Origin of the sequence: Rhodococcus daqingensis (assembly GCF_042665615.1) — a bacterium.
Taxonomy (GTDB): Bacteria; Actinomycetota; Actinomycetes; order Mycobacteriales; family Mycobacteriaceae; genus Rhodococcus_G; species Rhodococcus_G daqingensis.
In genome coordinates this window covers 337192-349846 of sequence record NZ_JBHTCS010000024.1, presented here as the reverse complement: position 1 = coordinate 349846, position 12655 = coordinate 337192, and the positions used below count along the sequence as shown (strand labels likewise).

General features: G+C 67.7%; 15 protein-coding genes. 7 read left to right on the top strand and 8 right to left on the bottom strand.

Annotated elements, in window-relative coordinates:
• The first annotated feature begins 26 nt into the window (after positions 1 to 26).
• Positions 27 to 914: a non-homologous end joining protein Ku gene (gene ku, locus ACFQS9_RS20890; RefSeq protein ID WP_378408150.1), complete on the top strand. Its 888-nt coding sequence runs from the start codon at positions 27 to 29 to the stop codon at positions 912 to 914.
• Here the strand turns inward: ku and ACFQS9_RS20885 are convergent.
• Positions 911 to 1378 carry a DUF4334 domain-containing protein gene (locus ACFQS9_RS20885; protein WP_378408148.1) on the bottom strand — a complete coding sequence of 156 codons (468 nt, stop codon included), beginning with the start codon at positions 1376 to 1378 and terminating at the stop codon, positions 911 to 913. The genes ku and ACFQS9_RS20885 overlap by 4 nt on opposite strands.
• A gap of 45 nt (positions 1379 to 1423) precedes the next feature.
• On the bottom strand, positions 1424 to 2524 hold the full coding sequence (locus ACFQS9_RS20880) for an NAD(P)-dependent alcohol dehydrogenase (RefSeq protein ID WP_378408146.1): 1101 nt from the start codon (positions 2522 to 2524) through the stop codon (positions 1424 to 1426).
• 182 nt (positions 2525 to 2706) lie between these two features.
• Between ACFQS9_RS20880 and ACFQS9_RS20875 the strand changes: the two genes are divergently transcribed.
• The 6 genes from ACFQS9_RS20875 (at position 2707) to ACFQS9_RS20850 (ending at position 6849) form a co-directional block, all read left to right on the top strand.
• Entirely contained in the window at positions 2707 to 2940 is a 234-nt protein-coding gene (locus ACFQS9_RS20875; protein WP_378408144.1) for a hypothetical protein, read from the top strand.
• Positions 2941 to 2943: 3 nt separating this feature from the next.
• Positions 2944 to 4701 (top strand): fumarate reductase (quinol) flavoprotein subunit, encoded by a 1758-nt coding sequence (gene frdA, locus ACFQS9_RS20870; protein ID WP_378408142.1) that lies wholly within the window; start codon positions 2944 to 2946, stop codon positions 4699 to 4701.
• Between the two features lie 3 nt (positions 4702 to 4704).
• Positions 4705 to 5454, top strand: a complete 750-nt coding sequence (locus ACFQS9_RS20865) for a succinate dehydrogenase/fumarate reductase iron-sulfur subunit (RefSeq protein WP_378408140.1) — start codon at positions 4705 to 4707, stop codon at positions 5452 to 5454.
• Positions 5451 to 5855 carry a fumarate reductase subunit C gene (locus ACFQS9_RS20860; RefSeq protein WP_378408138.1) on the top strand — a complete coding sequence of 135 codons (405 nt, stop codon included), beginning with the start codon at positions 5451 to 5453 and terminating at the stop codon, positions 5853 to 5855. The genes ACFQS9_RS20865 and ACFQS9_RS20860 overlap by 4 nt, the downstream gene beginning before the upstream one ends.
• On the top strand, positions 5852 to 6220 hold the full coding sequence (frdD, locus tag ACFQS9_RS20855) for a fumarate reductase subunit FrdD (RefSeq protein WP_378408136.1): 369 nt from the start codon (positions 5852 to 5854) through the stop codon (positions 6218 to 6220). Before ACFQS9_RS20860 ends, frdD begins: the two co-directional genes overlap by 4 nt.
• 182 nt (positions 6221 to 6402) lie before the next feature.
• Entirely contained in the window at positions 6403 to 6849 is a 447-nt protein-coding gene (locus ACFQS9_RS20850) for a hypothetical protein (RefSeq protein ID WP_378408135.1), read from the top strand.
• A gap of 71 nt (positions 6850 to 6920) precedes the next feature.
• Here ACFQS9_RS20850 and ACFQS9_RS20845 read toward each other — a convergent pair whose 3' ends face one another.
• From ACFQS9_RS20845 to sufB, 6 genes are read right to left on the bottom strand one after another with little or no spacing between them, the layout of a single operon-like run.
• Positions 6921 to 7325: a metal-sulfur cluster assembly factor gene (locus ACFQS9_RS20845; RefSeq protein WP_378408134.1), complete on the bottom strand. Its 405-nt coding sequence runs from the start codon at positions 7323 to 7325 to the stop codon at positions 6921 to 6923.
• A complete protein-coding gene (gene sufU, locus ACFQS9_RS20840) occupies positions 7322 to 7831 on the bottom strand; it encodes a Fe-S cluster assembly sulfur transfer protein SufU (RefSeq protein ID WP_378408132.1) in 510 nt (169 codons plus the stop codon). The genes ACFQS9_RS20845 and sufU overlap by 4 nt, the downstream gene beginning before the upstream one ends.
• 3 nt (positions 7832 to 7834) lie before the next feature.
• Entirely contained in the window at positions 7835 to 9145 is a 1311-nt protein-coding gene (locus ACFQS9_RS20835) for a cysteine desulfurase (RefSeq protein ID WP_378408130.1), read from the bottom strand.
• A 4-nt stretch (positions 9146 to 9149) separates the two neighbouring features.
• Positions 9150 to 9941 carry a Fe-S cluster assembly ATPase SufC gene (gene sufC, locus ACFQS9_RS20830; protein ID WP_072752021.1) on the bottom strand — a complete coding sequence of 264 codons (792 nt, stop codon included), beginning with the start codon at positions 9939 to 9941 and terminating at the stop codon, positions 9150 to 9152.
• Between the two features lie 38 nt (positions 9942 to 9979).
• Positions 9980 to 11179 carry a Fe-S cluster assembly protein SufD gene (sufD, locus tag ACFQS9_RS20825; protein WP_378408128.1) on the bottom strand — a complete coding sequence of 400 codons (1200 nt, stop codon included), beginning with the start codon at positions 11177 to 11179 and terminating at the stop codon, positions 9980 to 9982.
• The gene (gene sufB / locus ACFQS9_RS20820; protein WP_072752025.1) at positions 11179 to 12636 is read right to left on the bottom strand and encodes a Fe-S cluster assembly protein SufB; all 1458 of its coding nucleotides are present in this window, start codon (positions 12634 to 12636) and stop codon (positions 11179 to 11181) included. Before sufB ends, sufD begins: the two co-directional genes overlap by 1 nt.
• Between the last annotated feature and the right edge of the window lie 19 nt (positions 12637 to 12655).

Genomic DNA, 12655 nt, shown 5'->3' with positions numbered 1-12655 from the left:
CCCATTCTGTGCACCATCATGGTTTCATGCGGTCTATTTGGAAAGGCTCCATCGCGTTCGGGCTCGTGAACGTCCCGGTGAAGGTCTACACCGCGACCGAGGACCATGACATCAAGTTCCATCAGGTCCACGGCGCCGATGGCGGGCGTATCAAGTACAACCGCGTCTGCACCGAATGCGGCAAGACCATCCAGTTCGCCGACATCGACAAGGCGTACAGCTCCGAGGACGGTACGCAGGTGATCCTCACCGACGAGGACTTCGACGAGCTGCCCGCTGCCGAGAAGCACGAGATCCCGGTCCTGCAGTTCGTGCCGTCCGACCAGATCGATCCGATCCTGTTCGAGAAGAGCTACTACCTGGAGCCGGACTCCGCTTCCCCGAAGGCATACCAGTTGCTCGCGTCCACCCTGACCGAGAGCGATCGCACCGCGCTCGTGCACTTCACGTTGCGCCAACGCACCCGGCTCGCCGCACTCAGGGTGCGCGGCGGCGTGCTGGTGATCCAGACGCTGCTGTGGCCCGACGAGGTGCGGGCCGCCGAGTTCGACACCCTCGACAAGGCGACCGCTCCGACCGCCAAGGAACTCACGATGGCAAAGTCGTTGGTGGAGTCCATGTCCGAGGACTTCGAGCCCGAGTCGTACACCGACGAGTACCAGATCCAGCTGCAGAAGATGCTCGACGAGGCGATCAAGAACGGCGGAAAGAAGGTCACCCCGCCCGAGGAGGTCGCCGCGCACAAGGAGGACGCCGAGGTCGTGGACCTGGTCGCCGCGCTGCAGCGCAGCGTCGATGCGGCGAAGTCGGGCAAGGCGGGCGCGGAGAAGGGCTCCGCGAAGGCCGAGCCCGCCAAGAAGGCTCCCGCGAAGAAGGCTGCCGCGAAGAAGGCACCTGCCAGGAAGACCGGCTAGTCGGTCTCGTCCCTCATGAGTGCAAAGTAGAAGTGCTCGCCGCCGTCGAGCACCGCCTTGCCGTTCATGATGCCCATCAGCGTCTGATCGTCGACGCGCTTGAAATGATCGAACACCGGCATCCCGTCGTAGACCATCGTCGCGGTGCACTCACCGCGGAACTCGACCATCCACAGGCTCGCCTCCCCCTTGCCCGCGGCGACATCGGAGAACAGCTCACCGTCCGTCCCTCGGCACAGCATCGGTTGCACATCGAATCGCGAACCGAAGTTCTTGCCGTACCAACCCGACTTGGCGAGTAGCCGGCCGGTGCGGTGACCCGTCTCGAAACCGCTCCCCCGCCACCTGCCCTTGAGCTCGTCGATGTGCACGGTCGGCAGCGCCGCCCACACCTCGTCGAGGCGCCGAGGATCCACCGGCCCCTCGCTGCCGAGGAGTTCGAAGAACTTCTGCTGACCGGTCACGGCGTTCCTTTCGTCGGGCGTGTGTCGGGGACCGTTCGAACGGGGTCAGAAGGTGAGCACCGGTTTGACCACGGCGCCGCTCGCTGCCGCGGCGAGAGCGGTGTCGATGTCCTCGAACGGGAAGGTCGTGATCATCTCCTCGAACGGGAACCGGCCTGCCCGCCACAGGTCGATCAGCTCGGGGATGAACGTCTGCGGGTCCACGTCGCCCTCGATGACCCCGGTCACGCTGCGGCCCATCAGCAGGCTGGACTGGTCGATCGTGACCGGATTGCGTTGGCCGCGAAGGCCAACCGTCGCGCAGCTGCCCGGCGAGCGCAGCGTCGACACCGCCAGGTTCAGCACCTCCTCGCTGCTGACGGTGTCCACGCTGTGGTCAGCGCCGCCGCCCGTCAACCGGCGCAGTTCGCGGCCGATCCCCGGAGTGTCGCTGTCCAGTGCGGCAGTGGCGCCGAGCCGCAGAGCCAGCTCGCGCCGTCCCGGTAGCGGATCGACCACGACGACGGTTCCGCACCCGGCCGCCGCGGCGGCGAGGACCGACCCCAGCCCGACCGCGCCCGCACCGAAGACAACCACCGCCGAACCATGGTGGGGTCGCAACACCCGCATCACGGCGCCTGCGCCGGTCTGGATGCCGCACCCGAGCGGACCGAGAAGCGCGAGCGGGAGATCCGCCGGAACCACGACCGCACCCGCGGCGGCGGCAACGGCATGGGTCGCGAACGAGGATTGCCCGAACCAGCCGCCGTGGACCTCCTCCGGCCCCGAGCGCAACGTGGTGCTGCCGTCCTGCCTGCGTCCCGAGTAGTTGAGCGCGGCGAAGTCCGCGCAGTAGGCCGGGTGACCGGCGACGCAGTTCCGGCAGCTCCGGCACGACGCGAAGCTGAGGACGACGTGGTCGCCGGGGCGGACCGAGTCGACTCCGGGGCCGACCGACGCCACCACGCCCGACCCCTCGTGCCCGAGAACCGCGGGCATCGGGAAGGGGATCGCCCCTGCTGCCGCCGTCAGGTCGGTGTGGCAGATGCCGACGCCTGCCATCGCGACCAGGATCTCCCCGGCCCGCAGGGCGCCGGTCTGGATCTCCCTGATCTGGGGGGATCTGCCGTACTCCGCGAGAACCGCGGCACTCACCCGATCAGCCACCGAGAACTTCCCTCCGACGCGTGCGAACTGCCGTTAACTTACGCCCCGGGCCAGGATTCGCCACCCACAAGGGGCGTATCGTCCGATGTGAAACAGATCACACCGCGTGGTGGCGCTCGGCCCGCCTGTCCGCTCGAGATCGATCAGGGGTTCGGCCGTCCACCAGGGCATGGAGGTCGGCGATGAGCACCACCAGTTCACCCATCACCGCGGATACAGCCCCGTGCGGTCGCGTCGTGGACGGCCGCCGACATCAGGAGAACGACGACGAGGGCCTGCGTATCGACGACCGCACCTATGCGTGCGGTTGCCGCGTGATCCGCCACGAGTATCACGACGGATCAGTGCGCATCAAGACGATTCGGCACGACGGCAAGGTGCTGACGGATGAGCACAGCGGCAACCACGAGGCCTGAGCGATGACCGCATCCCATTCTGTCGTCATCGTCGGCGGCGGCGGCGCCGGACTGCGAGCGGCCATCTCGATCGCGGAATCCGACCCGACCCTGAGTGTCGCGATCGTGTCGAAGGTCTACCCGATGCGCAGCCACACCGTGTCCGCGGAGGGCGGCGCCGCGGCGGTGATCGCACCGGACGACTCTCTCGACGAGCACGCCTACGACACGGTGTCCGGCAGCGACTGGCTGTGCGACCAGGACGCCGTCGAGGCGTTCATCCGGGAGGCACCGACGGAGCTTCTCCGCCTGGAGCATTGGGGCTGCCCGTGGAGCAGGCAACCCGATGGGCACATCGCGGTGCGCGCATTCGGCGGGATGAAGAACAAGCGCACCTGGTTCGCCGCCGACAAGACCGGATTTCACCTGTTGCACACCCTCTTCCAGACGGCGCTGTCCTATTCGGACATCGTGCGCTATGACGAGTGGTTCGCCTCCACGCTGCTCGTCGACGACGGGCGGGTGCGGGGTGTGGTGGCCATCGAGTTGTCCACCGGCCGGATCGAGACGATCATCGCCGACGCCGTCATCGTGTGCACCGGTGGGTGCGGCCGGGTCTTCCCCTTCACCACCAACGCCACCATCAAGACCGGCGACGGTATGGCCTTGGCCTTCCGGGCCGGGGCCGGGCTCAAGGACATGGAGTTCGTCCAGTACCACCCGACCGGACTGCCGTTCACCGGCATCCTCATCACCGAGGCCGCGCGGGCCGAGGGGGGTTGGCTGATCAACAAGGACGGATACCGCTACCTGCAGGACTACGACCTCGGTACACCCACCCCGGGTCCGGTGCTGCGCAGCATGGAACTGGGCCCACGAGACCGGCTCTCCCAGGCCTTTGTGCACGAGCAGGAGAAGGGCAGGACGATCGACACCCCCGACGGACCGATCGTCCACCTGGACCTTCGGCATCTCGGCGCCGAGCTCATCGACACGAAACTGCCGTTCGTGAGGGAACTGTGCGCGAGCTACCAGAACATCGACCCGGTGCACGAGCTCGTCCCGGTACGCCCGGTGGTGCACTACATGATGGGCGGGATCCACACCGACATCCACGGTGCCACCGATGTGGACGGGCTGTACGCGGCGGGTGAGGTCGCCTGCGTCAGCATCAACGGCGCCAACCGTCTCGGCTCGAACTCACTACCCGAACTGCTCGTCTTCGGCGCCCGCGCCGGACGGGCGGCCGCCGAGCACGCCGCAACGGCTCGCGCCGGCGGCTCCACCGCGGCGATCGAGGCACAGGGACGCGACGAGCAACGCCGGCTCGAACGAGAACTCTCCCGTCACGACGGCACGGGCGGAGCCAGGCCGGACCGCATCGCCGACATCCGAACCGGGATGCAGAAGACGATGGAGGCCGGTGCGGGCATCTATCGGGATGCGGCCTCACTGCGCACAGCGGTGGACGAGATCCGGGAGTGGAAGGAGCGCTACGCCCACGCGGTCATCGACGATCACAGCCGGACGTTCAACACCGAACTGATTGCCACCCTCGAGCTCTCGGGAATGCTGGATGTCGCCGAGTGCATCGTCGGCAGCGCGCTGCAGCGAGAGGAGTCCCGCGGCGCTCACCAGCGCACCGACTTCCCGGACCGGGACGACGACAGATACCTGGCTCATTCACTGATCCACCGGCAACCGGGCGGCGAGGCCCGGATCTCCTACCTGCCGGTGACCATCACCCGCTGGCCGCCGGGCCAACGGGTCTACGGGAGGTGAGCGATGCCCGAGCACGACACCATCGCCGTCGAGATCACGCGGTACCGGCCGGAGCAGGAGTCCACGCCCGCACCGCAGTGCTACCGGGTCCCACTGCGGAAGGAATGGACCGTCCTCGACGGCCTCAACCACATCAAGGACCAGCTGGACGGCACGCTCTCCTACCGGTGGTCCTGCCGGATGGGGATCTGCGGCAGCTGCGGCATGACGGTCAACGGCGAGCCGAAGCTGGCCTGCTCGACGTTCCTGACCGACTATGCGCCCGGGTCGATTCGGGTCGAGCCGATGCGGAACTTCCCGGTGATCCGCGACCTCGTGGTCGACATCAGCGACTTCATGTCGAAACTGCCCAAGGTCAAGCCCTGGCTGATCCGCCCGGACGAGGCCGAACCCGAGGACGGTGAGTACCTGCAGACACCCGAGGAGATGGAGGCGTACCAGCGGTACAGCATGTGCATCAACTGCATGCTCTGCTACTCGGCGTGCCCGGTTTACGCCCTCGAGCCCACCTTCCTCGGCCCCGCGGCGATCGCGCTCGGCCAGCGCTACAACCTGGACTCGCGGGACGAGGGCGCCGAGGACCGTCGCGACGTGTTGGCCTCCGCGGAGGGCGCGTGGGCCTGCACCTTCGTGGGCGAGTGCAGCGTCGCGTGTCCCAAGGGCGTCGACCCCGCCGGCGCCATCCAGCGGTACAAGCTGACCGCGGCGTCGAGGTCGCTCAAGGAGTTCCTGCTGCCGAGGGGTGCGCGATGAGTTCCGCCGGCACCGCGGCGGCGCGTCCGTACCTCGCGCCCGTTCCCCGGCTGTGGTGGCTGCGGCGCAGGTCGTACCTCCTGTTCATGCTCCGCGAACTGTCCTGTGTATTCGTGGCGTGGTTCGTCGTGTTCGTGCTGATGCTGGTCGTCGCGGTCGGCGACGGACCGGGCGCCTACCGGGACTTCCTCGACTGGAGCGCCCGCCCCTGGGTGATCGCGCTCAACGTGATCGCGGCGGCGTTCGTCCTGCTGCACGCGGTGACCTGGTTGAACCTGGCGCCCAAGGCGATGGTGATCCGGTTGGGCGGACGGGCCGTTCCACCGGTCGCGGTGCTCGCCGCGCACTACGCGCTGTGGGCCGCGTGTTCGGCGATCGCGGCGTGGGTGGTCCTGCGATGACGGCCGCCCGGCGAAGTAACAGGCCGACGGCGGAACCGCTGGCGTGGCTGGCGTTCAGCGCAGGCGGGATGGCCGCGGCCCTGCTGATCCCGGTACTCATCCTGCTGTTCGGAGTAGCGATCCCGCTGGGCTGGATCGCCGCCCCCGAGTACACGCACCTGCACTCGGTGCTGCGCCACCCGATCACCGTCGTCGTGCTGATCGGCCTCTGTGTCCTGGCGCTGTTCCACGCCGCGCACCGGCTCCGCTTCACCCTCTGGCACGGACTGCGGCTCCAGAAGTCCAGGGGTGCGGTCACATTGGCGTGCTACGGGGGCGCCGCGGTCGGGTCCGTCGCGGCCGCGTACCTGATGATCAGGGGGTGAGGGGCGCGCCCATCGCGGTCCCGGCCCCGCGCTTTTCCGGCCTTCCACGTAACGAATTGTCGGTTTCTTTCGACTTTCAGGTGTCGGCACCCCGAATCGAATCGGAGGACTGACATGATCGGAAGCGGTTAGTTTCAACAAACAGGGGAGAAACGCACATGAACGGCAACACCTTTCGACGCATGGCGACCACGGCCGTCGTATCGGCCGGCATCGCGGGGGGCCTCGTCGCGGGCGCGGGATCGGCAGCGGCGCAGACGGTGGAAGTACCCATGAGCACCTGCTTCGGCCTGAGCCCGTACATCGTCGACCAGCCCTACGTCGCCAGCAGGGCATGGTTCTACCAGGACGGGCCGGGCACCGGCACCGTCACCCTCGCCGACGTGTCGAGCGTGGTGGGGTTCTTCACGGCGCCGTACCTGTCCGACACCCGGCTCGACTGGCGCAACAAGACGACCGGGGCCACCGGCACGCTCACCGCCACCACGCCGATCGCGCTCGGCAACTCGGTCAACCTCCGGATGAACAGCGGCCCCGGCGAGGTCGAGATCACCAGAAGCGCGGTCAACCGCCACGCCCTGTGGAGCATCCCGACCACATCCTGCACCGGTACGGTGCGCGTCAACTGATCCGCATGACCGCATAACAAAGGCGCCAGACCCGATCACTCGGGTCTGGCGCCTTCTCTGTCGCGATCGGGTCAGACGGTGAAGCCGAGCGCGCGGAGCTGCTCGCGGCCGTCCTCGGTGATCTTGTCCGGGCCCCACGGCGGCATCCACACCCAGTTGATCTTCAGATCGCTCACGAGTCCGCTCTTGACCAGCGCGCCCCGGGCCTGCTCCTCGATCACGTCGGTGAGCGGGCACGCGGCGGACGTCAGGGTCATGTCCAGGAGGGCCACGTCGTCGGCGTCGACGCTGATGCCGTAGACGAGCCCGAGGTCCACCACGTTGATCCCGAGCTCGGGGTCGACGACATCGCGCATCGCCTCCTCGAGCTCGTCCACCACGGCCTGCTGCTCGGGGGTCAGCTCGACAACGGCGGACTCTGCCTCGACAGCGGCGTTGTCCTCGGTGGACTCGGCGGTTGCCTGGGTGTCGGTCATGATGACGATCCTCCGGTCTGGACCGGCACAACGGTGCCGATGACATTCTTCGTGGGCGCACCGTCGGCGCCGTCGACTACTTGAACAACGGCATCCTTGAATGCCATCCATCCCAGCAACGCGCACTTGACGCGGGCCGGGTACTTCGAGACGCCTGCGAACGCGATTCCGTCGCCGAGCACGTCCTCGTCACCCTCGATGTTGCCGCGGCTGGTGATCATCGCGTCGAACGCGTCAACCGTCGCGAGCGCGTCCATCACGCTGAGCCCGACCACCTGGTCGGTGAGCACGGAGGTCGACGCCTGGCTGATCGAGCAGCCCTGCCCGTCGTACGAGATGTCCGCCACCCGCCCGTCGTCGGTCAACGCCACCCGCAGCGTCACCTCGTCGCCACAGGTCGGGTTGACGTGATGCACCTCGGCACCGAACGGTTCGCGTAGCCCCCGGCCGTGCGGATGCTTGTAGTGATCCAGGATGACCTCCTGGTACATCTGCTCCATCCGCATGGTCTACGACGCCCCGTCGATCGGTGCGCTCTCCGGTTCGTCGACGACCGGCGCGCTCGCGCCGCTCACGCCGAAGAACTTCTGCGCGGTACGGATTCCTGCCGCCAGCGCGTACACCTCGTCGACGGTGTTGTACACGGCGAACGACGCGCGCGCGGTCGCCGCGACACCGAAGTGCCGGTGCAGCGGCCAGGCGCAGTGGTGCCCGACCCGGATCGCGATGCCCTCGTCGTCGAGAATCTGGCCGAGATCGTGTGCGTGGATTCCGTCCACCACGAACGACACCGCGCCACCACGGTTCTCCGGGGTGGTCGGACCGATGATCCGCACCCCCTCGATCGCACCCAGCTGCTCGAGCGCGAGCGCCGTCAGCTCGTGCTCGTGCGCCGCGACCGAGTCCATGCCCAGCTCGGAGAGGTAGCGCACCGCCGCGCCCAGGGCGACGACCTGCGAGGTCATCGGCACCCCCGCCTCGAAACGCTGTGGCGGCGCGGCGTAGGTGGTCGCCTCCATCGTGACCGTCTCGATCATCGAGCCACCGGTGATGAAGGGCGGCATCGCGGCCAGCAGCTCACGCTTGCCGTACAACACCCCGACGCCCGACGGCCCGAGCATCTTGTGCCCGGAGAACGCCGCGTAGTCCACGTCGAGCGCGTGGAAGTCGACCGGCATGTGCGGAACCGACTGGCACGCGTCGAGCACGACCAGCGCGCCGACCGCCCTGGCCCGGCGGACCAGTTCGGCCACCGGCGCCACGGCGCCCGTCACATTCGACTGGTGCGTGAACGCGACCACCTTCACCGCATCGGTCAGCTCCAGCGAGTCCACGTCGATCCGGCCGTCGTCAGTCACCCCGTACCAGCGCAGCGTCGCGCCGGTCCGCCGTGCCAATTCCTGCCACGGCACCAGATTCGCGTGGTGCTCGAGCTCGGAGATCACGATCTCGTCGCCCGGGCTCAGGTGCCGCTCGAAACGCTCGTCGCCGAGCACGTAGGTCACCAGGTTCAGCGCCTCGGTGGCGTTCTTGGTGAACGTCAGCTCGTCGGCGTCGGCCCCGACGAAGTGGGCGATCGCCGCGCGCGCACCCTCGTACGCGTCGGTCGCCTCCTCCGCCAGCTGGTGCGCCCCGCGGTGCACGGCCGCGTTACAGGTGGTGAGGAACTCCCGTTCGGCGTCGAGCACCTGGACGGGGCGCTGCGAGGTCGCCCCGGAATCCAGGTACACCAACGGTTTACCGTCACGCACCGTACGGCCGAGGATCGGGAAATCCTTCCGGATCTTGGTGATGTCGAGTTCCCGCACCGAGGTGGTCATGGAACTAGGCTCCTGTCGCTGCAGCCTGCGTGAACCGAACGTAGCCGTTCTCCTCGAGCTCGTCGGCGAGCTCGGCGCCGCCGGACTCGACGATCTGGCCGCCGACGAAGACGTGCACGAATTCCGGCCGGATGTACCGCAGGATGCGGGTGTAGTGCGTGATGAGCAGAACGCCGCCGTGCTCGCGCTCCTTGTAGCGGTTGACGCCCTCGGACACGATGCGCAGCGCGTCGACGTCGAGCCCGGAGTCGGTCTCGTCGAGGATCGCGATCTTCGGCTTGAGCAGGCCCAGCTGCAGGATCTCGTGGCGCTTCTTCTCGCCGCCGGAGAATCCCTCGTTGACGCTGCGCTCGCTGAACGACGGATCGATCTCGAGCTCGGTCAGGGACTCCTTGACCTCCTTGACCCAGTGCCGGAGCTTGGGGGCCTCGCCGCGGACCGCGGTCGCCGCGGTGCGGAGGAAGTTCGACATCGAGACGCCGGGCACCTCGACCGGGTACTGCATGGCCAGGAACAGGCCGGCGCGGGCCCGCTCGTCGACGCTCATCTCGAGCACGTTCTCACCGTTGAGGGTGATGCTGCCGGAGGTCACCTCGTACTTGGGGTGGCCGGCGATGGCGTACGACAGCGTCGACTTGCCCGAGCCGTTGGGGCCCATGATCGCGTGGGTCTCCCCCGAGCGGACCGTGAGGTTCACGCCCTTGAGGATGTTGATCGGCTCGGCGTTCTCGTCGGTGGTGGCGACGTTGACGTGCAGATCCTTGATTTCCAGAACCGAGTTTTCAGCGGTGGTCATTCAATGTTCCTTAGAGAAGTGTGGTGTCGGCGACGATCTCAGACGCCGACCGCGGCGAGCTCGACCTCGATGGCGGCTTCGAGGCGCTCGCGCACCTCCGGGACGGCAATGCGGTTGATGATCTCGTGGAAGAACCCACGGACCACCAGGCGACGGGCCTGGTCCTCCGGGATGCCCCGCGAGCGCAGGTAGAACAGCTGCTCGTCGTCGAACCGGCCGGTGGCGCTGGCGTGGCCGGCACCGACGATCTCGCCGGTCTCGATCTCGAGGTTCGGCACCGAGTCGGCGCGCGCCCCGTCGGTGAGCACCAGGTTGCGGTTGAGTTCGAAGGTGTCGGTGCCCTCGGCCTCGGCGCGGATCAGCACGTCGCCGACCCACACGGTGTGCGCGTCGGGCTTGCCGGAGTGCGGATCGCCCTGCAGCGCGCCCTTGTAGACGACGTTCGACTTGCAGTGCGGCTGCGAATGATCGACCAGCAGCCGCTGCTCGAAGAACTGGCCGGCGTCGGCGAAGTACAGGCCGAGCAGCTCGGCGTCGCCGCCGGGCCCGTCGTACTTCACGATCGGCGTCAGGCGGACCAGGTCGCCGCCCAGGCTCACCGAGGTGTACCGGAGGACGGCGTCGCGGCCGAGCCGCGAGTGGTGCGCCGCGACGTGCACGGCATCGTCGGCCCAGTCCTGCACCGCGACCACGGTCAGCTTGGCGCTGTCGCCGAGCACGAACTCGACGTTCTCCGCGTAGGTGCCGCTGCCACGCTGATCGAGGACCACGGTCGCCTTCGAGAAGGCCTCGAGCCGGACCTGGATGTGGCCGTAGGCGACCTGATCGGCGCCCGGACCGGTGACCACGATGTTGACCGCGTCGGCCGGCTCCTGCTCCTTGCCCACGGTCACGACGGTCGCCGACTCGAAGCTCGAGTACGCCTGGGCGGCGATGCGGTCGGCGGGAACCCCGGCCTGACCGAGACGGGCGTCGTCGCGACCGACGGTCTCGACAGTGACGCCGTCCCCCGCCTGCACCTCCACAGTGGCGGTGCCGGAGCGGACCGCCGTGCCGTCGTGCAGGCCGCGCAGACGGCGCAGCGGCGTGAAGCGCCACACCTCGTCGCGTCCCGCCGGGACCTCGAAGGCGTTGACGTCGTAGGAGGTGAACACCTCGCCCTTGTTGGTGGCGGGCACGATGTTCTCACCGGCGACGGCGGCCTTGACCCCGGTCGTCGCCTCGTTTGCGTTGGCCACTAACCCACGGCCCCTTCCATCTGCAGTTCGATCAGGCGGTTGAGCTCGAGGGCGTATTCCATCGGCAGCTCCTTGGCGATGGGCTCGACGAACCCGCGCACCACCATGGCCATCGCCTCGTCCTCGGTGAGGCCGCGGCTCATCAGGTAGAACAACTGGTCTTCGCTGACCTTCGACACGGTCGCCTCGTGACCCATCGAGACGTCGTCCTCGCGGATGTCGACGTACGGGTAGGTGTCGGAGCGGCTGATCTGGTCGACGAGCAGCGCGTCACACTTGACGGTCGACTTCGAGCCGTGCGCACCCTTGTTGACCTGGACCAGGCCGCGGTAGGAGGCGCGGCCACCGCCGCGGGCCACCGACTTGCTGACGATGGTCGAGGAGGTGTGCGGCGCCAGGTGCAGCATCTTCGCGCCGGTGTCCTGGTGCTGGCCCTCGCCCGCGAACGCGACCGAGAGGACCTCGCCGCGGGCGTGCTCGCCCATCATCCACACGGCCGGGTACTTCATCGTGACCTTGGAACCGATGTTGCCGTCGATCCACTCCATCGATCCGCCCGCGTCCACCTTGGTGCGCTTGGTCACCAGGTTGTAGACGTTGTTCGACCAGTTCTGGATGGTCGTGTAGCGGCAGTGGCCGCCCTTCTTCACGATGATCTCGACGACCGCCGAGTGCAGCGAGTCGGACTTGTAGATCGGCGCGGTGCAGCCCTCGACGTAGTGCACCGAGGCGCCCTCGTCGACGATGATCAGGGTGCGCTCGAACTGGCCCATGTTCTCGGTGTTGATCCGGAAGTAGGCCTGCAGCGGGATGTCCACGTGCACGCCCGGCGGCACGTAGATGAAGGAGCCGCCCGACCAGACCGCGGTGTTGAGCGCGGAGAACTTGTTGTCGCCCGCGGGGATCACGGAGCCGAAGTACTCCTTGAACAGCTCCGGGTGCTGCTTGAGCCCGGTGTCCGTGTCGAGGAAGATCACGCCCTGCTTCTCGAGATCCTCACGGATCGAGTGGTAGACGACCTCGGACTCGTACTGCGCGGCGACACCGGCGACCAGGCGCTGCTTCTCCGCCTCAGGGATGCCGAGCTTGTCGTAGGTGTTCTTGATGTCCTCGGGCAGGTCCTCCCAGGACTCCGCCTGCTTCTCGCTGGACCGCACGAAGTACTTGATGTTGTCGAAGTGGATGCCCTCGAGGTTGGAGCCCCAGTGCGGCATCGGCTTCTTGTCGAAGGTCTTGAGCGCCTTGAGCCGGATGTCGAGCATCCACTCGGGCTCGCTCTTCTTCGCCGAGATGTCCCGCACGACGGCCTCGGAGAGCCCGCGCTGCGCGCTGGCGCCCGCCACGTCGGAATCAGACCAGCCGTAGCCGTAATGGCCGAGCGAGGCGATGGCCTCGTCCTGGGTCAGGGCGGGCGACTTCTCCGTGCTGCCGGCTGCCTGATCTTGGGTGACTGTCATGCGAGCTCCTTCCGGAGTC